The 24144-nt window shown below is 45.5% G+C and carries 24 protein-coding genes; 9 read left to right on the forward strand and 15 right to left on the reverse strand.

The window, feature by feature from the left end:
* Positions 1 to 9 precede the first annotated feature (9 nt).
* From B1728_RS33425 to B1728_RS33455, 7 genes are all read right to left on the reverse strand, one after another.
* Positions 10 to 747, reverse strand: coding sequence for a hypothetical protein (locus B1728_RS33425; RefSeq protein ID WP_079914764.1), 738 nt, complete (start codon positions 745 to 747; stop codon positions 10 to 12).
* A gap of 335 nt (positions 748 to 1082) precedes the next feature.
* Positions 1083 to 2585 (reverse strand): HAMP domain-containing sensor histidine kinase, encoded by a 1503-nt coding sequence (locus B1728_RS33430; protein WP_079914765.1) that lies wholly within the window; start codon positions 2583 to 2585, stop codon positions 1083 to 1085.
* The gene (locus tag B1728_RS33435; protein WP_079914766.1) at positions 2582 to 3268 is read right to left on the reverse strand and encodes a response regulator transcription factor; all 687 of its coding nucleotides are present in this window, start codon (positions 3266 to 3268) and stop codon (positions 2582 to 2584) included. The genes B1728_RS33430 and B1728_RS33435 overlap by 4 nt, the downstream gene beginning before the upstream one ends.
* Before the next feature lie 105 nt (positions 3269 to 3373).
* On the reverse strand, positions 3374 to 4135 hold the full coding sequence (locus B1728_RS33440) for a hypothetical protein (RefSeq protein ID WP_079914767.1): 762 nt from the start codon (positions 4133 to 4135) through the stop codon (positions 3374 to 3376).
* A gap of 233 nt (positions 4136 to 4368) precedes the next feature.
* A complete protein-coding gene (locus B1728_RS33445; protein WP_079914768.1) occupies positions 4369 to 4827 on the reverse strand; it encodes an NUDIX domain-containing protein in 459 nt (152 codons plus the stop codon).
* Between the two features lie 159 nt (positions 4828 to 4986).
* Positions 4987 to 5544, reverse strand: a complete 558-nt coding sequence (cysC, locus tag B1728_RS33450) for an adenylyl-sulfate kinase (RefSeq protein WP_225948680.1) — start codon at positions 5542 to 5544, stop codon at positions 4987 to 4989.
* Positions 5545 to 5952: 408 nt separating this feature from the next.
* Positions 5953 to 7854 carry a hypothetical protein gene (locus tag B1728_RS33455; RefSeq protein ID WP_079914770.1) on the reverse strand — a complete coding sequence of 634 codons (1902 nt, stop codon included), beginning with the start codon at positions 7852 to 7854 and terminating at the stop codon, positions 5953 to 5955.
* A gap of 289 nt (positions 7855 to 8143) precedes the next feature.
* Here B1728_RS33455 and B1728_RS33460 point away from each other — a divergent pair, with 289 nt between their 5' ends.
* On the forward strand, positions 8144 to 8359 hold the full coding sequence (locus tag B1728_RS33460; RefSeq protein ID WP_079914771.1) for a hypothetical protein: 216 nt from the start codon (positions 8144 to 8146) through the stop codon (positions 8357 to 8359).
* A gap of 588 nt (positions 8360 to 8947) precedes the next feature.
* Here the strand turns inward: B1728_RS33460 and B1728_RS33470 are convergent.
* Positions 8948 to 9271: an ArsR/SmtB family transcription factor gene (locus B1728_RS33470; RefSeq protein WP_079914772.1), complete on the reverse strand. Its 324-nt coding sequence runs from the start codon at positions 9269 to 9271 to the stop codon at positions 8948 to 8950.
* Between the two features lie 308 nt (positions 9272 to 9579).
* Between B1728_RS33470 and B1728_RS33475 the strand changes: the two genes are divergently transcribed.
* The 3 genes from B1728_RS33475 to B1728_RS33485 all read left to right on the forward strand — a co-directional run bounded on the left by B1728_RS33475 (position 9580) and on the right by B1728_RS33485 (position 11930).
* On the forward strand, positions 9580 to 10176 hold the full coding sequence (locus B1728_RS33475) for a TetR/AcrR family transcriptional regulator (protein ID WP_256865618.1): 597 nt from the start codon (positions 9580 to 9582) through the stop codon (positions 10174 to 10176).
* Positions 10177 to 10706: 530 nt separating this feature from the next.
* A complete protein-coding gene (locus B1728_RS33480) occupies positions 10707 to 11222 on the forward strand; it encodes a hypothetical protein (protein WP_079914773.1) in 516 nt (171 codons plus the stop codon).
* A 66-nt stretch (positions 11223 to 11288) separates the two neighbouring features.
* Complete coding sequence (locus B1728_RS33485) at positions 11289 to 11930, forward strand: peroxiredoxin-like family protein (RefSeq protein ID WP_079914774.1); 642 nt, start codon at positions 11289 to 11291, stop codon at positions 11928 to 11930.
* 497 nt (positions 11931 to 12427) lie between these two features.
* Here B1728_RS33485 and B1728_RS33490 read toward each other — a convergent pair whose 3' ends face one another.
* Positions 12428 to 12694: a hypothetical protein gene (locus B1728_RS33490; RefSeq protein ID WP_079914775.1), complete on the reverse strand. Its 267-nt coding sequence runs from the start codon at positions 12692 to 12694 to the stop codon at positions 12428 to 12430.
* Positions 12695 to 12904: 210 nt separating this feature from the next.
* Between B1728_RS33490 and B1728_RS37410 the strand changes: the two genes are divergently transcribed.
* Positions 12905 to 13003: an LPXTG cell wall anchor domain-containing protein gene (locus tag B1728_RS37410; protein ID WP_079914829.1), complete on the forward strand. Its 99-nt coding sequence runs from the start codon at positions 12905 to 12907 to the stop codon at positions 13001 to 13003.
* A gap of 274 nt (positions 13004 to 13277) precedes the next feature.
* Here the strand turns inward: B1728_RS37410 and B1728_RS33500 are convergent, their stop codons facing one another.
* Genes B1728_RS33500 through B1728_RS33505 form a run of 3 tightly spaced genes read right to left on the reverse strand, consistent with a single transcriptional unit; the run spans position 13278 to position 16756 of the window.
* Positions 13278 to 14249, reverse strand: coding sequence for an alpha/beta hydrolase (locus B1728_RS33500; protein WP_079914776.1), 972 nt, complete (start codon positions 14247 to 14249; stop codon positions 13278 to 13280).
* Positions 14246 to 14380 carry a hypothetical protein gene (locus tag B1728_RS37110; protein ID WP_256865619.1) on the reverse strand — a complete coding sequence of 45 codons (135 nt, stop codon included), beginning with the start codon at positions 14378 to 14380 and terminating at the stop codon, positions 14246 to 14248. The genes B1728_RS33500 and B1728_RS37110 overlap by 4 nt, the downstream gene beginning before the upstream one ends.
* Before the next feature lie 54 nt (positions 14381 to 14434).
* The gene (locus tag B1728_RS33505; RefSeq protein WP_079914777.1) at positions 14435 to 16756 is read right to left on the reverse strand and encodes an ABC transporter ATP-binding protein/permease; all 2322 of its coding nucleotides are present in this window, start codon (positions 16754 to 16756) and stop codon (positions 14435 to 14437) included.
* 125 nt (positions 16757 to 16881) lie between these two features.
* Here B1728_RS33505 and B1728_RS33510 point away from each other — a divergent pair, with 125 nt between their 5' ends.
* The 3 genes from B1728_RS33510 (at position 16882) to B1728_RS33520 (ending at position 19301) form a co-directional block, all read left to right on the forward strand.
* Positions 16882 to 17559, forward strand: a complete 678-nt coding sequence (locus B1728_RS33510; protein ID WP_079914778.1) for a response regulator transcription factor — start codon at positions 16882 to 16884, stop codon at positions 17557 to 17559.
* Positions 17552 to 18616 carry a HAMP domain-containing sensor histidine kinase gene (locus B1728_RS33515; protein ID WP_079914779.1) on the forward strand — a complete coding sequence of 355 codons (1065 nt, stop codon included), beginning with the start codon at positions 17552 to 17554 and terminating at the stop codon, positions 18614 to 18616. Before B1728_RS33510 ends, B1728_RS33515 begins: the two co-directional genes overlap by 8 nt.
* A gap of 268 nt (positions 18617 to 18884) precedes the next feature.
* Positions 18885 to 19301: a VOC family protein gene (locus tag B1728_RS33520; protein WP_079914780.1), complete on the forward strand. Its 417-nt coding sequence runs from the start codon at positions 18885 to 18887 to the stop codon at positions 19299 to 19301.
* Positions 19302 to 19380: 79 nt separating this feature from the next.
* Here the strand turns inward: B1728_RS33520 and B1728_RS33525 are convergent, their stop codons facing one another.
* Complete coding sequence (locus tag B1728_RS33525; protein ID WP_079914781.1) at positions 19381 to 19806, reverse strand: SRPBCC family protein; 426 nt, start codon at positions 19804 to 19806, stop codon at positions 19381 to 19383.
* 76 nt (positions 19807 to 19882) lie between these two features.
* Entirely contained in the window at positions 19883 to 20839 is a 957-nt protein-coding gene (locus B1728_RS33530; RefSeq protein WP_079914782.1) for a sigma-70 family RNA polymerase sigma factor, read from the reverse strand.
* A gap of 514 nt (positions 20840 to 21353) precedes the next feature.
* On the opposite strand from B1728_RS33530, the gene B1728_RS33535 reads away from it, so the two are divergent.
* Positions 21354 to 21977: a hypothetical protein gene (locus B1728_RS33535; protein ID WP_079914783.1), complete on the forward strand. Its 624-nt coding sequence runs from the start codon at positions 21354 to 21356 to the stop codon at positions 21975 to 21977.
* Positions 21978 to 22437: 460 nt separating this feature from the next.
* Here B1728_RS33535 and B1728_RS33540 read toward each other — a convergent pair whose 3' ends face one another.
* The gene (locus B1728_RS33540) at positions 22438 to 24069 is read right to left on the reverse strand and encodes a hypothetical protein (RefSeq protein WP_079914784.1); all 1632 of its coding nucleotides are present in this window, start codon (positions 24067 to 24069) and stop codon (positions 22438 to 22440) included.
* Between the last annotated feature and the right edge of the window lie 75 nt (positions 24070 to 24144).

Here is a 24144-nt window from a genome sequence, read left to right on the forward strand (position 1 = left end):
GATCACCTCTTACTGTTTGTAATATTTCGTTTGCTTGATTAATGAGTCTATCTCCTGCATACAAGCCATCGCTTCAATATCTGCAGGCTCCAGGCTGTTAAGGCGGGAAATTTCGAGGATCAATTTATCCAGCTTCAACAAAATCTCTTCGTTCGTGGCAAGGGAATCCTTGATGAAGGTCATATACTCGTTGTAGACCATAGCTCTCTCTTGAATAATCTTCGGCGATAACTGGGTAGATCTAGGATGTATGACGCTTTCATACTCCGATTCATCAAACACAAGGAGCCGGTTCAAAATACTTTTGACATTCAGATAAAACAGCTTTTCGACCTCCTGCGTTACGGAGAAAAACTTCTGATAACTCAGCTCTGTAGGTTCAAATCTCTGATGTAAGGTTTCCAGTAAGGTTTCTTTCTTTTTGCCGATACGTTCCAGCTGCCTTAAGGCAAGGGAGACATCCTTCTCCAGCACCTTCACTCTTCGGTAGCTAGTGAGAGCCTTTACATAATCCTCATGGGTTTGGATCTGTTGTACGGATAGTACAACCTTAGGTCTAAACAGCCATGCATAACTCCCATAGAGTAGCACAAGCACGCTGGCGAACAGTAACGTGACACCCAATGCCGTCTCGAAAGGGCTGCCTCCTATTTGAACTCCCAGAAATCCGGGCGATAGGACGACGATATTGACAACGATAATACCGATCATAAGTCCCAGCAGCTTTATGTATTTTGTGCCTTCCAATGCTTACACCCCCTGACGCCGCTATAACGGTCACAATAACCAAGCTTCTTCAACTATCGGAACTGGAAAATCGGACCCAAAGATGCCACTCTTGTCTATATTACCAAAAAAAGCTAGAACGGTGTTGTTTTTTGTTAAGGTGCTAATATCATGTAATACGTTCCTTCATAAGGATTGTATTCAAAATTTTGTATTACCGAACTAAAAATCCGCATGGAGCGGAAAAAGCGGCTTCGTTACTAAGGAGGAGGCTCGCCTCAAAATCGATGCCCGTAACACAGGAACTCATCGAAAAAAAAAGAAGGCGCCGCACGCCTTCAAATCATTGGATTCATTTAGTTAACTCCCGGCTCGAAGTAAAATGCAACGCCATCAGCTTCGTTAGCGGCTCTAACGGTCATCCCGTGATGCTCCGCGATTTGTTTGACGATGGCGAGACCGAGGCCGAATTGACCGTCACCGCCGGTTCGAAACGGCTCGAAGAGACTTGCCGCTATCGCCTCATCCAGGGGCGGTCCGTCATTGGCGATAATGAGCTCTGGCAGGGTGGCGCTCCTCTCGCTTAGCTTAGCCTGAATGTGAATGCGGCTTCCCGCGTACCGGAGCTGGTTGTCCAATATATTCTCGATGGCTACCTTCCACTGCTCGGCGTCGCCCGTTACCTGAAGATGGGGCGCAAGCTCCAGCTCCCATTCGATTTCGGGCCGGCGATAGCGCAGTCTGTCCACGGCGTCTTCAATGACAGCGTTCAATTCAAACGGTTGAAACGGTTTGTCCCGAGAGGTCAAATAATTAAGCTTATTTAACAGCAGCAGGTCGCGGATTCGCTTCTCCAGCCTCTCCCCTTCCTTGATGATGACATGAAGGCTTTCATTCAAGCTGCCCTTCGGAAAAATGCCGTCCAGGATGGACTGCGCATAGCTTCGGATCACCATGACGGGAGTTTTGAGCTCATGCGAGGTATGCTGCAGGAAAAACTGCTGTGCCTTATCCTGCCGGACGAGGCGCTGCCGCATCGATTCGATGGCCTTCGCCAGACGCCCGATTTCATCCTTGCGCTTCGTCTCCAGCGGCTCATGCCAATCCCGTTCGGCCAGCTTGCCTACGTGCCGTTCGATCTGAACGAGCGGACGGGTAAAATAGCGGGCCAATCCGACGCAGGGGAGCCAGCTGACCACGATCAGACCGACCATGAGCAGCATCAGCCTGAAGAACATGGTCATAACCAAGTCGTTGCGGTAGCTGCCGGAGGCGTAGGATATCAGATAGTTGGGCTCGTTTTGAACGAACTCTTTACGAATGACATAGAAAATACTGCTGTTATTAATGCTCCGCGTATATTTCATAACAGGGGCGGACTGGGTGAAGGCATCCTGCTCCATGGCTTGGACAAACGGCAGGGTGACAGGATCGGCGGCTATCGTAACCGCGGATTGCGCATTGCCGTTAATCATAACATGCTGAATAGACGGACCTTCCGGGGCGCTGATGCGAGTCGCTATCGTAAGTGCCGCCATTTTATCCGGCTCCAGCTGTTTCTCCGTGACTTCGTCCTGGGAAGAAACCGGCATTTTGGTCATAGGAACAGCCTGTGTCAAGGGCATGCTGGGGGGCAGCTGCTTCAAATCCAATCGGACCGCCGGAATAGCTAAAGTATTTTGCTCCATTTGAATCCCGCTTTGCGCATCGAGCAAAATGTCGTACATTTGCTGCGTAAAGAAGCCCTTCAGCGTCCAAGGCAGCAGGATGGCGAGCAGTCCGAAAATAAATAAGGTCAAAGCGGCAAAAGCACCCCACAGCTTCACTGCAAGCGGCCATTGTCCGATTTTAAGCTTCATGCTCTCACCATCCTGTATCCAAAGCCGTATACGGTCTCTAGCCGCAGCTCCGGCAGCTTGCGCCGCAGCCTTCGCACCAGATCATCCACGACGCGGTCGGAGCCGTAGTAGTCTGTTCCCCAGACCGCATTCAGCACCTGCTCCCGGTCCACAATCTGCCCGCTATGGCTGACGAGGAATACAAGCAGCTCGAATTCCTTGCTTGTCAGCTCCAGCTTGCTCCCGTCCCCGTCTGTCACGATCCGGGCTTGCTCGTCGATGAGATAGGGAGGAACGGCCAGCTTGCTGCGGCGCTCCTGCACTGCAATTGAACGGGCGCCGCCATATACCCGCTCCAGCAGCTTCCGCGTGCGAATCACGAGCTCCCGGGGGAGAAAAGGCTTCGCCAAGTAATCATCGCTGCCTAATTCCAGGCCGATAACGCGATCGATATCGGCGTCACGCGCAGAGATAAAAATAACCGGCTGAGACGGAAGCTCCGCCTTGATCTCACGCATCAGCTGGAAGCCGTCTACGCCGGGCAGCATGATATCGAGGACCCACAAGTCCGGCCGCTCCGATATCGCCACCTGAGCTGAAGTTCCCTCGCGGAACGACCGCACTTGCCACCCCTCTTTCTCCAAATAAGCGGCAAGGACGCCGCTTAAGTGCTCTTCGTCTTCTACTAAATAGATTCGGTACATGAACTTGTCCTCCTGTAGGGTCCCTCTATAGGAAAAGGCGGAGCCGATCCGCTCATGCGCACCGGTTCCACCGTATGATTAGACTGTATGTGCAGATAACGCTGATTATTTGCTCTGCTCATTCTCCTGAGCGGGCTGAATGGCAGCGGCTTCTATTTCTTTAGAGAGTTTACGAAGGCTCTCGGTCTCGCTCTTATAATCCCTCAACAGCTCCGGCAGCAAACTGCGGATTGTTGCTGCATCGTCCGCCTCCACCGCTTCGGCTAATTTTTGCTGGCGTTTGAACGAATCCGGAAGCTCCGCTTTTATTATATCATTAGCGTCCTTCACCTCAACTGGAAGCGCTTGGATAACCTCCTTCATGGCAGCATCGTCCCCCTCCTTGACAATGACCGCCGCCTCGGAGCTTTGCTTATCGGAGGAGCCAGGCAGGACTATGCGAACCATTTGCCGTTTCTTGGATGAATCGGCGGTTTCAGCGCCATCTGCACCCGTGCCGCTTTCCACTGGCTTTTTCGTCATCGTGATGCTCTTCGTCATTTGCGGCTTAGGCAGTTCACTCTCTACCTGCTTTCGCTCGTCAAGCGCCTGCTTCCACTCCCCGAGGGTTTCCGGAGCATAGGTAGCGGCCAGCAGCTTCAAATAATTGCGCTGCAATGCAGGCTGCATTAGAAGGTTCGAGCCGCCCCCTACAGCGAACGTCGAGATGGTTACGGCAGGCTGCGCCAATACGGCGGGCGTTTGGGCTTCCTTCTGATCGTTAGCATCGGCGGCGAAGGCGCTGCCCGCCCCTCCGATAGCCATGGTGAGCATAGCGGCCAGCAGGCTGGTATGAGTTAAACGGCGTTTCCATTGGTTTGTTTTCATGATTGAAAACTCCTTTCGGTTGGTAGGTTTAAGGAAGTGGTTTCCCTTACACCCCTACTGTACCGAAAGATTATGGACAGGGTATCGCAACATTATGGGAAATTATGTGTTGGACCGGATGGTTAATGTAAATCAAGGCTTGATTCCAAAATAGCGGGGCTGTTAATCATGTATTGTGAGGGACTTCCTCAGGCCGATTACCCTAATAATTGACAAGCAATCTACAGGCTGTATTAATTCGTATCCCCTAAATAGCAGCCTTTCCATGAAGGATTCTGCAATATATTTCCCAGTTGCTTAGGATATAATCGAATATCCTCGAGACGGCTAATTTCAATCCATTCTACGCCGACCTGGTCATCATCAGGGTTCTCGCCATTAGTCAATCCGGCATCGCGGGAGACCAGGGAGCATTGGAAATAAAATTCAACTTGATGAACTTCCCCATCCCATGAGGCAAATTCATGATTTTTTCCGATATATTCCCGAACATAGACCAGGTCATGGACTAGCACGCTCTCTCCGATCTCTTCTATGCATTCCCTTTGGACAGCGTCTTTTAATTCTTCTCCATGCTCTTGTCCGCCGCCCGGGAATAAATAAAAATATCCGGAATCATCCTTGTTCTTGGTCAATAAAACCTTCCCGTTCTCGATAATAATGGCCTTGGCAGAATTTCTTATCGGCTTCATGTTTCCTCCTATAAATATTAAGAGTAAGGGAATACATTTTACCACAAAAGGTCACAATTGGAAGGTTTTTTTGTACGGCAAAAGGCAGGGCTAGCCAAGCACCTGCCGCCTCTTAGTCTTTTCATTTAGCTTGGGTTTTGTGGAAAATACCTATATGGGTCATAAGTACCCACAATCGCTGAGGTAATCCAGAATCACGCATATCGATTCCTCGATCGTTAGCCGGTCGCTATCAATGATCAACTCCGGATTAAGCGGCGGCTCATAGGGGGCCGAAATGCCTGTAAACTGCTTGATCTCACCGGCTCTTGCCTTTTTATACAGTCCTTTAGGGTCTCTTCGTTCACACTCCTCAAGCTGGCAGCGAACGTAGATCTCGATAAATTCATGCTCTTCAAAGCTTGAGCGCAGCCGCTCTCTATCCGCTCTATAAGGCGAGATAGCCGCAGCCAAAACGATGATCCCCGCATCAACGAACAGCTTGGCGGTTTCCCCCATTCTCCTTATGTTTTCCGTACGATCCTTCGCACTGAAGCCAAGCCCCTGATTCAAGCCATGACGAAGATGATCTCCGTCCAGGATATAGCTGTGCATATACCTTTGGTGGAGTTCAAGCTCCATCCGTTCCGCCAAGGTCGATTTCCCTGAGCCCGGCAGCCCGGTAAACCACAATACATAGCTTTTATGTCCGTTTAACCTGTGTCTATCCGCTTTCATGATCTTGGACTCATGCCAGCCAATATTAGAAGTCACGATTGTCACCTCACCGTTATGAAACCAGAGCCGTTCAGCTTGTTTTATACTCTATGTAACTATAAGGCAAATGGCATGGACTTGTGCAAAATTGATGCAAGTATCCTCGATAGCATTTTAGGTGAAGTTGAGCGGTAAAGATTGCGCGTCGAATGGCAAAAAGCCCTGCAGATGAATGCAAGGCTTGAAGTTGTTCCCTGTATATTGGTCAATGCACAAGTTCGTATGGGACTATTGAGTTGACATTACTATTCTCATCAAGCATGGTTAAATTTTTCAGCTAGGATAGATTCTGGCGCAGTGTTAGGACCTATCCGCTATCTTTCATGCCCCGTAGCAGCAGCTACTCTTGGATACTCATCTGCCATCGAGTTATTGTGCTTGGGTTGTGCGGGTTACCTGGAAGTCTTGCTGCCACAAGATCCGCTCTCCGATTTTGATGCTGGCTCTAAGCTCATTAGTCCCCGGCTTCAGTTGCCGGACAGCTTTGTATTGGTACAAAACCTGATCCGTTCTAAGCGGTGCGACCCATTCGGCATTGGCTTCCACCGCAGAATGCTCCAAATTCCCGCGGTCTGCGACAACAAGCTTTGGGCGATCCTGGATATTATCGGATTGGAGAAGCTGGGTGTTATCCGTCAAGGAGGCGACCAACTCCAGACTATCGGTATCGCTGGATTGCGGAAGGGATGGCGCCGCAATATGATAGGCTTGCAGCCAAAAGGCCATATCCGAGCCTTTCTCGGAAATGAGCGAGCCGAACAGAGTCCTGGCATCCGCGATATTCAAATAAAGCTCTCCGTCCGCCAAGCGTTCCGGTGCTTGAATCAGCTTCACATGGCTTCCAGCGTTCCCCTGCCACATGGTGTCCGCTGTGTTCGAACCGGGCCTTACCCGAAATCCATATCCAGTATTGCTTTCCAAGGTGAAGGTACCCTCCGATTCACGGACCGTATAACGGAAGCCTTCGGATAGAAACGGAGCCGAGACGTACCAAGAGCCTTCCTTCTTGTAACCGACCTTTCTTTCCTGAAACAGCAGCTCGTCGCCATTCACTTTGGCGCTGTTATAATAGAGCGTATAAAACAAGATTTGTATAGCTTGCTCGCTCCCTGGCTGCAAAATACGGTCCGTGTAGGGATTGATTCTGAACCACGTTTTGCCGACATACGAATCAATCTGATACCACCGATTGCCCAGCTTATCGTCCCAATAGAGCGACGGATGCACAATCTGTGGCGACAACTGCGCAAATTTGTACCATATTCCCGACGTCGGATAGCTCATCAGCTCTGTGTTGGCATTTAACTGAATGGCGACCTCAGCGGGCTTGGTATCGATCGGATCGGCAAACTGCTTATTCACCCAGCCATCCCCCGATGAAGTATGTACGTGGTACCAGACAGGATCATCCGGTGTATTCCCGTAGCTGTTCCGTTCGATTCGTTCGAATGACTCCACAGTCTGCGGCTCTAATATGGCTGCTTCCTCATCGTATGGATACGGATGAACGAACAACGTCGTTCGGGTATTGAGCTTTATGGATTCCTTTGTATCAGTGATCTTCATGCCGCGCGACGATATCCACTTAGGGCCGTTATCCGTCTCCACCCGGTATAAGGAGTTATAAAACGGAGATACAAACTCGCCGGTCACCTGCAAGGCGGCATGGCGCAGGTTCTCCTCGTTGAGAAAGTACGCCTTTTCATCCAGGCTGCGCACACTGCCTATCCTGTTCAACGGCAGCTGGACCCATTGATCCCCAAGCCAAGTCGTATGAATCTGCAGCCATTTCATAGTGCTATTGTCGAACCCTTCTTCTGCGAACCACTGCTTCTGCGCCCCTACTACCGTCACATCTTGAGGCGATAATACGGCAGTTGGCTCCTCCGCTGCATCCGGCTTGGCATAAATCGGGGTATTATCCAAAAGCGATATCGTTTTAGGCGGCGGGACATCCAGATCTTGAGACTGAACATTAATCCATTTGTCACCGAACCTGGTATGAATCTTCCACCAGTTATGCTGGCTTGACCACGGCATACCGCCAATGACGACCTCTACATCCTGCGGAGCCAAAACTCCTTCCGGAGGTGCCCATGAATTTTCGTACTTATCAAAGTACGGCGTATCCGCGAGCAAACTGATAACCGAGGGCACTCTGCCCGATTCCGGCGTATCCGTAGGAAACATTTCCGCGTTAGCGGATAGGGTGGCTGCTGCAAATGCTTGTATGCCGAACAGCGTTCCCGCCAGAGCCTTCATCCACCTCATTAGCTCTCACTCCTTCCCTAATCTCTCTGAATGGTTAAACCTTCCTAATTTATACTCGATTTGTTTGTTAAAGTTGTCCGATCTCCTGCTGTCTTCAATGAACTAACGTACTCGATAGCGTAACAGCGGATGCCGCGTTCGTGAGGATGTGTAAGGCATTTACAAAATAGCGTTTGGTAGACTATGATTTTAATATTCACCTATTGGGGAAATTGCGTAGGATTCCGGACAGCGTCTACTGTGGCCGATTACGCCGGCAATGAAATCAAGTTGAAGGAGTGAATAAAGGATGAAGAATAAGTTCGAATTTACTGCTGTCGTCTTAATAGGCAATGGCGAGTTAACAGACGACTTTACCATCGATCTCGCCAAAATGGTTGACCGTTTGACCGCACAGCTGGAGATCGCCCAGAAAGCACTGCAAACTATTGCGGGGAGCTCAGAGCAAGGTAACGAAGCAGCCAAGACCATTGCAATAGAAGCTCTTGAATCTATTGTCGAGTAGGTGTCGCTGCTTTCGTGTTTTATAACGTAACGTTATCCGTTAGTTTAACGAAGGATTACATGTTCCCTTTAAAAATCTCGCTTAATACGCCATTAGGATTCATATCAGGATACCAACCTAAATCCTTCCTCTTAAGGCTGTTTACCTTCCCAATCCTTGAACATCCCAGTAAACTCAGGAAAGAATCGATCCAGCCAGTTGTGGATACGCGGCTGTATTCACTTTAATTGGTTTATTTGGCTTGAAGGCAATAGGTTCCATTTACTTAATGTTGGCAATTGTAAAAATAATTGATTTATTGAGCATCGGTCCATCGTATCCTCCAAGCAATATTTCCTAAAGTCATAGTTTATTTTACCATACAACTAAATTGTCAGTTAGCTTAATGCCAGTGACCAGGATTATTATTTACTGAAACCCGAAAGAATAAGGAAAAGCCTGGAATCTGCAGCGATTCCAGGCGGTTTAGGGGACGTCGATCGAATTCACGGCGCGGTTTTTAGAGCAGACAACCTGATCGTCAAAAAATTTCCAAGAGAGCTGACGTAACAGGCTGTACCTACAGGTACTGCCTGATTTGCTTCAAATCTAGTAAAACCTGTGGAGTGATTCAATTAAGCTTTTGAAACGATCAGGCTTCAAGAGATAATAAATCCGTTTTCCCTCCCTGCACTCCTGTATGAAGCCCTCGTCCTTCAATTCCTTCAAATGGTATGACAGCTTCGACGACGAAATGTCCCCCAAACCAAGCTTCAGATCCTCCGGGCAGATGGCATGCGCATAAGCCGAACAGACCGGCGCTTGGTAAATCTCCTGTCTTCCCTCTTTCAGAAGAATCAATATTTTAAGCCGTATCGGATCGCTGAGCACTTTAGCCGCTTGGGCTACTGCAAGTTCATCAATTTGTCTCATGAAAAAATTATATCATCCCCTCCTTGACATTTCAATTATTATTGAAATATAAGCAACTCGATTCATTTCAAAATAAATTGAAATAAAGGAGCGATCTATTCATGTCTTCCGATCAACCAACCCGGCTTCGTGCCGCAGCACCGGAAATGGCTTCCGTCGAGCATCCGGCCCTAGGATAGAGCTTGGCTCCGCTCGCCTTGACTCAACTCATTTACTCTCTGGACATCAATATCGTTACAGACTGCTGTTGTTGTCAATTAATCCAATGTTATATGCTATTTGACAAAGTACCTACTAGAAGGTAGACTATGGTTATGGACAATTTATCTACCACATTTGACAACATTTTGGCTTGTGCGCGTACTCTGATCGTCACTGGCGGCTACAACGGCTTCAGTTATGCCGACATCGCTGATGTGGTTGGGATTCGAAAGGCGAGCATCCATCACCACTTTCCTAGCAAGGTCGATCTGGTCCGAACGCTAGTTGCGAGGTATCGGAAAGAAGCTGAAGCAGGGATGGCAAATCTCGAACTTCAAGTATCCGATCCGCTCGAACAGCTTCGGTACTACACTGGCTATTGGGAAGCCTGTATCGCGGACGCCAGCGCTCCGTTTTGTGTCTGCGCGTTGTTGGCAAGCCAGCTCCCGGTCCTACCCGAGGAAGTTGCGCTAGAGGTCCGGGCGCATTTCAGCTACCTGTCGGCATGGTTGACATCCGTGCTGGAGCGCGGTGTGCTGCAAGGACAATTTCAACTGATGAATACCCCTCGTGACGAGGCCGAAACGTTCATGGCAACGGTTCACGGCGCGATGCTTTCGGCGCGGGCTTATGGCGATCCGAAGATATTCGGCGTCGTGACAGACACGCTCTTGGAGCGACTCGTTTCGCGCTTCCCTTCGTGATGAAAGCCACGATGGCGATGGTTGCTGTCATGATCGAGATGAAAGGAGGTGAACATAACCTTTTTGAGGATAAGATCGCTATTGATGAACTAATCGTATCTCATCCGAGAAGTTCATTTGGATCATGACGGCCAGCCGCTAGAGTTGCCAATCATGGCGTGTCAATGGGATACCGGAACATAGCACCGTATTGAACTTCTGGGAACTCGAATGAGCGTCATGGCGATGGATGATTGCGAAACGAACACTGCTGCCCGTCGATGGTTCAGGCACATATCATTTAATTTTAATCTACCTACTAGTAGGTATACTCTTATCAAATATCAATGTAGCTGCTATGCCGGATTAGGCACGTTCAATTTCCTTGTTTCAGCCCCGTGGATGACCTTGAGCCAATTTGCGCGGAAGGCTGCATGGCCGATCATCTTAAGCCCCACCGACACGATATGAGATGCTGTCAACCGCTAGTATCGGCTCGCGGCAAGACAGAACAAATTACCCTTGTCCTTAAGGACCGGAAGGAGACAATTATGTTTGGAATTTCATCACTTGGCTGGGTACATACGCTCAGCAGCTTGCCCGCCATTCCGCTGGCTATATATATGTTTGCTCGCTATGGGCGGATTGTTCCTCGGTCAAGGTCTGGTGTCATCTACTTTATTTCGATGCTGATTGGCGCTATCACAGTATTTCCCATCGCACATCAGTCGGTCAGCTATGTCATTGGCACGACAACGATCCTGCTGCTGCTCGCCGGATACGGGATCAGGCGTGTTTCGAGCTTTAAGCGTGCGGCCAAGTACCTTGAAACAATCTTCCTCAGCCTGACGGCGTTTCTGCTGATGCTGCCGACCGTTACCGAAACCCTGACCCGTGTTCCAGACGGCCACCCCATAGTCGCCGATTTGAATTCGCCAATTCTCCTCGGCGCTCAAGCCAGTCTCTTCGTCATTCTTGTCGTTGGCCTAACAGCTCAAATCATCCATTTGCGAAAGCAAGACAGGATCGCGGCATTCACCTCGCCATCCAAGATGTCTGCCAAATGAAAGCATCTCTAACTTAGTTATAATCTGACGATAAATCAGTAATATTTTAATAAGGAGCTACAAAACATGTCATTAACTCAAGCTTTAGCGGGAGCTAAACAGGAATTTATCGCGCATACCCCTTTGCAGATTCAAACGGAGATGTTTCGTCAGATCCGAGAGCAGCAGGAATCTGGTATTGCTTACGGCCGGCAGGAGGGGCAGAAGGCGAAGGATTTTACACTCAGGAATGCTTTGGGAGAAACGATTAGTCTTTATGAAGAACTGTCCAAAGGACCTGTTGTTCTGACATTCTACAGGGGCGGATGGTGCCCGTTCTGCAACAGTCAGCTTAAGGCCTATCAGAAGCTACTGCCTGACATCGAAGCCCTCGGGGGCCAGTTGATCGCTGTCAGCCCGCAAAGCCCGGACAACACGCTTTCCCAGCAGGAGAAAGAAGAGCTGACTTTCCAAGTGTTAAGCGACACACACGGTCTCGTGGCCGCATTCTATAACATTCTTTACGACGTTCCGGTTTACATTAAGGACATTATGAAACAAATTGGTATGGACTTGGCGGAATACAACGCGACGAACCGCTGGATCCTGCCGATTCCTTCCACCTTTATGATCGACGAATCCGGCATTATCCGTTCCGCCTACGTGAATCCAGACTTTATGCAGCGGCTGGATCTGGAAAATATCCTGCGTGAATTGAGGAAGCTTTAATTATTGACATAAAGGCGATCAGACAGTTGGTTAATCTGCTGGGATCGCAGAAAGCGTGTTAAGGTTCCTACTTTTTACCGTAAACATTCTATTGAACATAACTTCCCTTTCGTATTATGAGATCAGCCGTTCTTTCAGGTTGATCCTTTTTTCATTTGAAGGTAGCCGGGTCGAACGTACCTGCTTGTGGGACTTGATCGCGAGCGCTATAATGTTCACCCCTACATGTATTGGCAATGATTCAGGGGGGTTGGGACATAAAGCCCGTAGCATGTGCGATGCTGTGGAGCGACAAGAAGGTCATAGGGGCTACCGGTAATTTCACTTCCATACCGAGGAATTTTCTATAAGAAGTCATTCCGTTTGGAATAACATAAGCTATTGGAAATAAACCTTCCAATGTGAATCAAATTGGGAGGTTGTTTGGCATCTCTATTTCCCACAATACCACAGGGGTTCGAACTATCTTGTTGGAGATCCATTTTATTGAACTAACTTTACCCGTTTGCGGAATCACTCGGAGGCTTGCCACCGTCGTCAGTCTTCGGCTGTTGCTGCCGGAGCTTGACTAGCTGTTCGTACCGCTCTCGGATCTTCGGTATTGCATCCTCGAGTAACTTTTCGTGCCTCTCAGCTGACAGACGATCGAGTTCCTCTTTCTGCTCCTGGCTGACCTTGTACACTTTCGCCGTTATGATCTCGCCTGTTTCATATATCGTTGTCACTTTCTCCAGAGCCTTTTTCTCCTTGTCCATGTTCGACATTTTCTCCTGCCTCCCAACTTTGTTTCTCTCTTTTCTATTATTACGTCTGACTGATCTCCACGCAATTCCTGTTTTGGGGCTAACTCCCTGTTTAATAAAAGGAACGCTCCCGCGCCTTCGCTTGGGCTACGTCCTCATCATAATATTCCATTTCCAATTACCTATTAAGAAAGTACGCAGGTAGCATGTAGTGCTTAAACACGCGAAGCCATCGCTGCAGGTGAGAGGAGCGCCATCTATCTGGCAGCGGTCGGCATTCTTCTCGGCGCGCTTGTCGCCTTGTTTTTGCCTCGAAAACGAAAAATTTGACGGGTTATTGCATCGCAAAAAACCGGCCAAAACCACGTAATCTGTTTTAACGTGGTTTTGGCCGGCGCAAATTCTATTTGGCTTCCTAATGCTCTGCAAGAGGACGGGTATCCCGATGTACAGGCGTTTATGACTACCTTCCGCAAGGCTGAACCTGTAGTGGAACAGTACAACTATGACCTTGCCGGGTGGGAGCGACAGGCTAAGAGAAATCAGAAATCAGCCGAATGACGGCTATTTTTAAGTTTTCCGCTGCTTCCTGCTTGCATCCGTCTTATTCACTTCCCAAATACCGTTCCAGATACTCATTTATCTTTTCTATTAATTTTGCAGAAAGCTTATTGTCATTTTGCAGACCGTGTCCCGAATGGGAGAACTCGATATAATCGTGGGGAACATGGTTTTCCTCCAATGCGTTAATCAGATGTTTTACTGTTCCGAACGGAGCTACTCTATCGTATTTTCCATAGGCAGCAAGCGTAGGGACAGAATTTTCATCGATCCACATATACGGTGAAATATTTTTGACTGCTTCATCATATCTTGCCGTTCCTATCATATCTGTTGTAATGGTGTTACCAGACATAATGCTGAATAAGTTTGCTGCTGCCTCTGGACTCCGATCCAAACCGTAGGTAGTCCAGTCCTCTGGATAAAAGCTGGGCGGCCCGACCATCTCAAAGACCATTTTAACAGGAATCGGGGAGGTGTCCGCATCACGGTAAGCATACAATAGTGCCAGAGTGCCGCCCGCCGAGCCACCGGAAATAGCCATTCTATCGAGATGGTAGCCTAACTTTTCCGCTTCCGCTTTTACAACTGGAATACTGTTTTTGATTTCCTGAGACATGGTATAAACGCTGGCTTCAGGGTTATTTTCATCAGACACCGTGTAATTAATACCTGCGGCAACATAGCCTTTTGAACAGAGCCATTTCAGCATATCGGCGTCACCGCTTTTGTCACCGGCTGCAAAACCCCCTGGATGGAGATATACCACAAGACCGTAGGTTTTCTTTGTATTATCCGCAGGAACATACAGGTCAAATTTGTTCTTCTCCTTCTCGCCGTATGCGATATCCGTATATACACGACCAATGGAGTCGTTCCAGTTAACCTTCATTTCCCCAGACAGTGGATTATATGTCATTTTGATGATTGCAGAAGCCGCAAATGCAACAATGAAAACACCTACATAAATAAATCCCCACAATACTTTTTTCCTGCCTTTTTCTTTATTTTTCATAGGAAGTTACCTCCGAACAATGTGCCGCCGAGCATAAAATTCATAAATGCCCGCACCGCAAGCCGTCCCAAAACAGCTGCTACGATGATAACTACAATCAGAATGACGATGCGTTTATGTGTAAGGGTCATCTCTTTAAACTCCTTTCCGATTTGTTCGTGACATTACCATTTGATAAAATCACCCTACTCGCTACGTAAAGCCACAACAGGGTCTTTTCCGGCAGCCATTTTAGACGGAATAATTCCAGCAATTAGTGTGAGTACCATACTGCCAATAACTAAAAAGGCAGCATGCATTGGACTCAGATTTGCAACACCGGATATATCCGCAAGCTTTTGTATGATAAGATTCATCGGGACAGTTAAAACATAAGTTATACCTACACCAAGCAAGCCAGCCGTAAATCCAATTAGTAATGTTTCTGCGTTGAACACTCTGGAGATATCCTTTTTGCGTGCTCCTACACTTCGGAGTATGCCAATCTCTTTGGTGCGTTCGATAACCGATACATAGGTGATTATCCCGATCATAATCGTCGATACGAATAAAGAAATTGCAGCAAAGCCTGTTAGAACATAAGTTATTCCATTTAATAATTTTTTTGTTACTGATGTAAGGGATGCGGAAAAATCTGAATATAGTAACTGATCCTTGTTGGGCTTTCCATCGTTATACTGATCAAGGTATTCTTTTATTTTTTCTTTTCCTTCCAAATCTTTGGGGTAAATGCTGATGCCCGCGGGTGTAGTATTTGCCCCTAGCAGTGCTTCCGCGTTAACTTTGGATGCTTCATCCGCAAAAGGAGTTCCCAACATAACATTTGTATTCGATTTTTTTTGGGCCAGTGCAATATCACTTTTGCGTGCATCCTCTAGAACGGATGTTGTTAAATCATGGGTGTATGCAATTCCCGGCGATAAATAACTACCGTTCGTTCCTTTTTTAGGGCGGAGGATGCCTGTAATTTTAAGTGTAGTTCCTGAACCGTTGTTGTAAAGTTTTTCGTAATCAGCAGGTGTAGCGGCGACAAAAGAATCTTTACTTTTTTCAGTGTAATACTCGTTATTCGGAATTACCTTTAAAATCGATTTTCCAATAAAATCGGTGATTTTGTAATTTGAATTTCCGGTAATACCTATTTTCTCGAAGAAAGCCTTATCGATCCGATTATACTTATCGACAATTAGGACCACTTCATCTTTTGCTGAGGGCAGCTTGCTTTCAGAACCGACCAAATCGTACTGCGATAGGATAATATCCTTATTCTCTGGGAGCTGCTGCCAAAACGGCGTACCGATCATTTCATTTCCATTATTAAAATTCACTACGGTATTTTGTCCTTTGGCCAAAAGATTGAACTGGAGTCCGTAGGTATAAGATATATTGTTGACCGACTTTGGAAATTTGGTTTGAAGTTCCGCGACATAATCAAGAAAAGGTTCAGTGATAACATTAGTATGTTTCGCAACATTCGTTTCATTGTTATAGGAATATACAACATCCTGATCCGGATATTCGGTGTACTTCGTCGTTGTATTCAATTCCTCAGCTGTGCCTTCAACAATACCCGCGTTAACATTAATCGGTAACCCACTGAGGGTAGTGGATTGCAAAGAGCCTATATAGTTCGACAATCCGTTAGAAAGAGCTAAAACAAGGGCAACGCCAATAATGCCGATACTACCTGCGAATGCTGTTATAATCGTTCTTCCTCTCTTGGTTAAGAGGTTCTTAAAGGAAAGTAAGGTTGCACTTTGTAGAGACATCGATGTTTTTTGGGGCTTAGTCTGCTCTGTCTTTGATGAAGAGGAAAAAAGTAATTGAGTAATCGGGTCACTATCTGATTGAACTTGTCCATCCAACATACGAATAATTCTATCTGAATAAGCTTCTGCTTGCTCAGCATTGTGAGTCACCATAATCACCAGCCGCGTCTTTGAAACTTCTTTTAAAATATCCATAACTTGATCGCTGGTCTGACTATCAAGTGCTCCAGTCGGTTCATCGGCCAATATAATATCCGGATCATTAACCAAAGCTCTGGCTATAGCAACACGCTGCATTTGGCCTCCAGACAATTGGTTAGGCTTTTTGTTCATATGTTCTGAGAGTCCAACCTGCTTCAACGCCTGCTGTGCCCTTCTTTTTCTTTCCGAAGCTTTGACTCCTGATAAAGTCATTGCAATTTCAACATTTTGCAAAACGGTTTGGTGTCCGATTAGATTATAGCTTTGAAACACGAATCCTATAGAGTGGTTACGATAGGCATCCCAGTCACTGTCTTTAAATTGCTTAGTGGAAACACCGTTTATTATAAGGTCGCCACTATCGTATTGATCCAAACCGCCAATAATATTCAAAAGCGAGGTTTTACCGCATCCGGATGGGCCCAGTATTGAAACCAATTCCCTTGATCGGAACCCAATGGAAACTCCTTTTACGGCCGTAACGGTTTCGCCGCTCTTATAGATTTTTTTAATATTGTCCAATTGAAGCTTTAACATAAAACGATTCCTCCAATAGATCTACAATGAATTGTCTACTTGGAAATCGTATATCATTTTAATAAACTAAAAATAAACTGAATAGGAAAGCCAGTTCTCCATCATTCAAGAAAGGAATGTTCCATTTGTTCAAAATTCTCATTGCAGAAGATGATAAAAATACAGCGAAATGGATGAAAGCAGTAATAAGTAACGAAGGATATGAAGTATTTCTTGCGGAAAATGGAATTGCTGCTTTAGATATTATGGAGCATCATCATGTTGATCTAATCATCATTGATATTATGATGCCTGGAATGGACGGGTTAGAATTGACACATCTTATTAGAGATAGCGGCAGTACCATTCCAATTCTTATGGTCACAGCCAAGCAGCTCCCTAAAGATAAACGAGAGGGGTTTCTTGCAGGAACGGATGATTATTTAGTTAAGCCTGTTGATGAAGAGGAGATGCTTCTTCGAATCAGAGCTTTGCTTCGGAGAGCACAGATTACAACCGAAAGAAAACTCCGTATTGGAAAATTGACGCTTGATTATGATTCTTTGAGCGTGTTTAGAGAAGGGGAGATACAAACTTTACCCCAAAAAGAATTTTATTTGTTGTACAAACTGTTATCATCCCCCAATCGAATTTTTACACGTATTCAATTAATGGATGAAATTTGGGGCATGGATTCGGAAACAACGGATATGACTGTGAATGTTCATATCAATCGATTGAGAAAACGGTTTAACGATTACCCCGAATTTGAAATCATTGCGATTAGGGGCATCGGTTACAAGGCGGTAATACATCATGGTTAAAAAACTTAGAAAAAAAGATAAAAACTATTTTAACGGAATTGGCTTAACGATTGTTTTTACGTTTATCGTATTTCTTATTTTGATTATCTCCATTTTTATCGCATTTTTAATTATCATTGCTTTAGACTACTTTGGGATTTATAAGCCCGCTCCCAATTCAGGCGAGGGATGGGTCATCTCTTATTTTGTAACCGTCAGTGTGACGGTGAGTTTGCTGGCTTCGTTTTTCTTTAGCAGAATCCCTCTTGCCCCAATTCGACAAGTGATTTTTGCAGCCGAAGAACTTGCTAAAGGGAATTTCAATGTTCGTATTCATCTTAGAGGACCTAAAGAACTAAGAAATCTAAACCGAAGTTTTAACCATATGGCAGAGGAATTAGGAAGCCTAGAAATGTTACGTACTGATTTTGTAAATAATTTTTCCCATGAATTCAAGACACCCATCGTTTCTTTAAGAGGCTTTGCAAAGCTGTTGAAACGCCAGAATTTATCAACGGAAGAACGTGAAGAATACCTGGATATTATAATAAGCGAATCGGAACGACTGGCTGAATTAGCGACGAATGTACTTAATCTTTCCAAAATTGAAAACCATACCATTCTGACAGAAAAAGAATTATTTAATGTAACGGAACAAATCCGGCATGCAGTTGTACTAATGGATCAAAAATGGGCTGAAAAAAATATCAATTACCAATTTGATTCCACGGAAGTCATGATCCATGCCAATGAGGAATTATTAAGCCAAGTCTGGATTAATCTACTGGATAATGCAGTCAAATTCTCTCCTCAGGATTCCGAAATACATATTCGAATCTATGATACGGCCGGCCAAGTATTCGTTCTGGTCAGCGATAAAGGACCGGGTATTCCATTGGAAAAACAAAAGTATGTCTTTGACAAATTTTATCAAGGTGATGAATCACACTCGACATTCGGTTTTGGTTTAGGGTTAAGTATTTCCCAAAAGGTTGTAAATTTGCACGGAGGAACTATACGAGTCGCGAAATCGGATGCTTCAGGTACAGTTTTCGAAGTTGCACTTCCTCTGAACTAATCGCGACAATCTGAAAGGGAACTCCGCTTAATTAGTATTAGACTGACCCAAGTATCAAAACAGCAGCAGTCATGGACGAGAAAATAAAGTCCTTGAGTGCTGCTGTTTTAATTGAAACGCTATCCTGGCCTTACGACAAAAGAAGCACGATTTTTCAAAATTTACTCTTCCGAATCCATGAGACCGGTGAATTTCCGGAGCGGCTGTCGTCTATATAAACGAAGGCATAAATGAACACAAACTAATTTGACGAAGAGGTGTTTTGAAAATGGCATTAACGTCCGCATTCACGAGCTTCAACCTGCCTGTAAAAAACGTAGAACAATCGAAAGCGTTCTTCACCGGACTCGGATTCGAGCTCAACCCGCAATTCCCCGATAACGAGAATTCGGTAGCCATCGTGATCGGCGGCAACCATCAGGTCATGTTGATCAATCAAGCATTCTTTAATACGCTCACGGAGAAGGAATCCGTCGATACGAGCAAGTATGCGCAGATGACGATCGCATTGGCCTTCGAGAGCCGGGAAAAGGTCGATGAAATCGTGAATACCGCGGTCTCCTTGGGAGGGAAATTACACGCTGAACCTGAAGATCATGGGTTCATGTATCATTGGGGCTTCGTGGACTTGGATGGCCATCTGTGGGCCATTAATTACATGAACATGGATGCGGCACAAGGTTAAGGCTAACGGAGAGCACGCTCGTACCAGGGTTCAAAAAGAAAGACGCCGGGCATCCTCCCCGGCGTCTTCTTCGCGATGATTAGTTTTGTTCGGTATAGGCTTTGAAATTGTCCATGATCGCTTGCCAGCCTGCTTGCTGGAACTCGACGGGATTGGAGCTTTCCGCGTCGAATGTTTCAATGACCTTCGTCTCATTCCCTTGATCGACGAAAGCAATATCCACTCTTCTTCCGTCTTCCATGGTGTAGCCGATCGCCTCATGCCGATTCACAACATCGTAGACGCCGCCAAAATCAAAGCCCATGCTGCCATCCTTCGCTTCCATCCGTGTCAGAAACTTACCGCCGACCCGCAGATCGTTTTCGGCTCTCGGCGCATGCCAGTCCTCGGACGCTTGATTCCACTTCGTGATGTGATCCGGCTCAGTCCAATAGCGCCATACCTTCTCGACAGGGGCTTGAATAACGGCTTGCACGGTTACTTTCGTCGGTTTACTTGTTTCCATTTTAAATAGACACCTCTCTCATGATATTCGTCATTTGGTTATTCTCAATAATATAGACGTAAGCCAATGACGAAATTCATCGGTCAATTCGCTCGGTCAGCCCAAATCGCGAAAATAATGGCGTATGAATGAAGTTTTGAACGTGCAGGATTTGATTTCCTTTGGTTTCGATGACGTGGATGCCCCAGGGTACCAGGCCAGAGCCCTCTTTGTCCGGCATATACTGGGCCAACGCCGGATAACCGCCATTCACCGTAATGGGCACAAATCGCGAACCTTCGCAATGCCAGCGAGTAAGCGAATAGAAGGCGGACAAATCCTCCTTGCCGCGGATCCACATCTCGAAGGGCGGCATCGACATGCAGCCTTCCTCGTGGAACAGCGCGACGAGCGCGGCAATATCGAATTGCTCGAAGGCCTCCACATACCGGGACAACAGCTGCTGCTCCGGTTGAACGTCCATGCTGCTGAGCTCATCCGAGCGAAGCTGCACCCGGTCCATCGTCTCTCGGGCTCTTTGTAAGGCGCTGTTCACCGCTGCCGGCGACATCGCCAAAGTTTCCGCGATCTGCTTGGAGGACCATTCAAATACATCCTTCAAAATGAGTACCGCGCGCTGCCGCGGAGGCAAGGTCTGCAGGAGAGCGATAAAGCACAGTTGAAGGGTATCTCTGCGGACAAGCCGATCCTCCGGATTGCCCCCAAAGTCGGGAGACGGCCAGATCCAGGCAGAGTCCGGCAGCGTGTCGCGCGGCTCGACGATGGCGACGGCCGGGTCGAACAGGTCAACGGGAAGCGCGCGGCGTTTGGATTGTCTCAGCTTGTCCAAGCACAGGTTGGAGGCAATCCGATAGACCCAAGTTTTGAACGAGGACTCCTGTCTGAACGTGCTCCAGCTCTGCCAGACCCGAATACTCGTCTCCTGAACGGCATCGTCCGCATCGTCCATGGAGCCTAGCATTCGATAACAGAACGAGGTTAAACCCGGCCTCAAGCTTGCAAATAATGATTCGTCAAATGCGGTCTCGGTCATCGCGGCCTCCCTTAATGATCTCCCCGAAGGGTGGTACCTTCATTATATGCAATGAAGCGGACAGCCTCAATACGAATAAATAGGCAGGATATCTGAGTGTAGTGTTTTATAACCAGCCCATGTAGGCCATGATCCTGGCATCGATCTCATCAGATTGTTGGTAACGTTATCCGGCATTAAGCTATCGGGTTACGAAAACGCATTAACGAGGCCGCCGCGGGATCGATCGGGCGGTCTCATTAAACTAAGGGTAGGATAGTTCCAATATATGGTATTATTGAAATGGGTATTTCACGAGGGAGGAATGATGATTTTGATAGTACTTCTTAAAATAATCGGAGTCGCAATTGTTGGTATTGCCCCTGTGGTATGAGTTTTACAGTAGACGTTTATGGAAAAAGCCAAATGCTTTTGATTCCATATGAGTTTTACCATGATGATCATACTGCTGCAGGATCGGCATCTTTGCTACGTTAAACGGGCAGGAAAATTGAAAAATGCGAAGAGGTGAAATATGATTCGGGGAGTTATTATCGAAGGGTTGTCTACCGCAGGAAAAACTTCAGTATTGACCGCATTAAAGAAAATGAACAGTCAGAATCCTAAAGTTGAGAGAACCATGATTGCAGTAAGCGAGCATTATTCGGGAGTTCTAGTTGATGACCATGGTGTTCTAAGGAATCTTCAGCAAGAAGAACACCTCGGACTATTAAATCGTCATGTTGATTATATCGAGCAATTGCATAGCTTTATGACTTCCCTTGGTCGAACAAAGGCTTCACACGGTGTGTTTTACATATTCGAAAGGTTTCATTTAAATCACCGAGCCGCGTTTGGTACGAGTACAGGGCTAGGCACATTGGAGCAGCGATTATCGAATCTTAATGCACTTAGTGTACTGCTTACAATATCATCGGATGTAGTTGAATCCAGGTATGTTGAAAGTCGCGGGGAAAATTGGAAGTCATATGTGATGAAGGGCTTTTCTTCACCTGCGGAAGCTTGCCACAAGTTTGTAAGTGGTCAGGAGAAAATGCGTATTTGTGCGCAACAATCCTTAGTTGCTACATTGGAAATCAACACCGACAATGCTGATTGGGACTGTTATGCAGATCAAATTATGAGGAGGTTGTGCTAACGATATACGATTAACTTGGAGCTGCCGAAATGAACTGCTCCTTTGTGATGTTCATTGAAGTATGTCTTTGGATACTAATTAGTAAAAGGAAACTCATTCGTGGTACAAAGTTTGTTCATCTAACGGTGAACGATAGTTGAACAATAAGGGTTTTCACATTTTAGACATGGCTAATATGTGAAAACCCTTATTTTATAATAGCTTTTTAAATTTAAGTCTTGATAATTTTTGTCAGGTGATAAAAAAGTCTGGAACCATTTTTGTTGATTGTATTGGGCTCGCCACGGCATGTGATAAACATGAAAAAAAGAAAGTGTGGAACCACTAGATATTACCATGTAAAGAAAGTTGGAAACCGAACGCTCCGACTAAAGTCAATGTTCCTTTGGATATTGAAATGTACCTAATTCATTTTACTCTTGAACGTACACGATCTATACACTTTAACAGTTATACTTGTTTAATCCACTATGTAATGCAATTGCCCTGTCGATACATCCTGAGAGTTCTTTGACGTGATTTCATAATTAATCACAAAGGATTCATTCGCCTTGACTAATATGTAGGATGGGAAAGCAATGTTCTCTTTAGGATTAAGTTCATCGAAATGAAACTCTAACACCAAATAATCTGCCTCGTTATGGATTTCAAAATCAAGCAACGTTTTTAAATACCACCTAAAATCTGAATAATCATGTTCAATTCGATCTTCAAGATCTAACAAATCTCGATGCTGGTTAAATGGAATAAACGAATTATTCACATTGTCTTGAACTTTGCTATCTTTTTGGTGACGCAAGCACAGATTTAAGATGCTATCATATCCTGTAAACTGTTTTAATACAATGTATTCGGGTTCTAGATAACTGTCTGGTGTAAGAACTTCAATACTCCTTGGTAATTTAATCAACACCTTAATTTTTTCGTCATACTGTTTTCCCTCGTTCTTTAAAACAAGAGGTATGAGTGAAAATTCTTCGAGAAATTTAAATTGCTTTACAAATGCATCAAGTTTCTCAAGTTCATAATCATATTCCTCTAACTTTTCAAACTTTTGCTTTTCAACTTCATCCCCGATTCGCTCAACTGGAATTGAAAAGAATGGTGTATGAAGCCAAGTTTTCTGCTCTTTCAAATTGCCAACATAAAAGAAATCATCACTTAGTTGAATACCCAGAAGCCGCTGTGTTTTTTCACGGATTTCTTGTTGCTTCTTCGGTGAGTATTCTGATGAAACGTGCAATGATAATTTAATGCGATTTCCAAATATTTCAGTTTCCTTCACCACTTCTTTGTCTTTTTGTGGTATATGGATATTATTGATTTCATCAATTGCTTTTATTAACTTTTGTTTTCGTTTTTCAATAAACTCCGTGTTTAGTAATTGGAGATTAAACGACTTCATCGTATTTGAAAAAGATACTTTTTGGGAATGGTAAAACTCAACAAGCAATTTATTGGACGGCAAGTCACCCTTAACTTCTGGATAATTAAAATACACCCACTCCAATAGTTGCTTCTCAAAATCAGCTTTAGATACTTTATTGCCATTTGTTGAAAATTTAATAAATTGATAAACAATTGCACCCGTCATCATTTCCAACAAATAATGACCAACAGTATGTCCCTTATGAGACAGGAATTTGTTGAGTGACGTATAAATTTTTGATTCCATTGAGTCCAATTCGAAATTCTCTAACTGGACGGTCATCTTATCAAGAAAAGGACTGATTGTAGCTATTTCATCCTGCTCGTCATCATCAAAATTGTTTTTGTTCAGTTTATTAATAAACTGTTTGGTTGGATCACTACAAGTTCCAATAAGGATTAATTTATAATCTTTTGCATTCGGCACATCCTGAATCAGCGTTTCAAACCAATGAATAATATTGGGCTTAGTAAAATTATTTATCGAAGATTTAACTTGCGTGACTTCTTGTTCATCGTTTTCATAAAACCACGATATATCAACCTTATCGTTTGTCGTGTCAGGTTCGATTTGAACGAAAAGCCAATCCCTTGCGACCAATGAATTCAGTACTGACACAACTGACTGATACAGGTACCCTCTTGCCCCTTCTTTTCCGCCCATTCCTCTTCACCCGTTCTATATTTTCAAATGAATTTTACATTTTTTTAAATCTAATCACGAACACAACACCCACAA

The organism is Paenibacillus sp. 32352, assembly GCF_002042965.1.
Classification (GTDB): domain Bacteria; phylum Bacillota; class Bacilli; order Paenibacillales; family NBRC-103111; genus Paenibacillus_S; species Paenibacillus_S vulneris.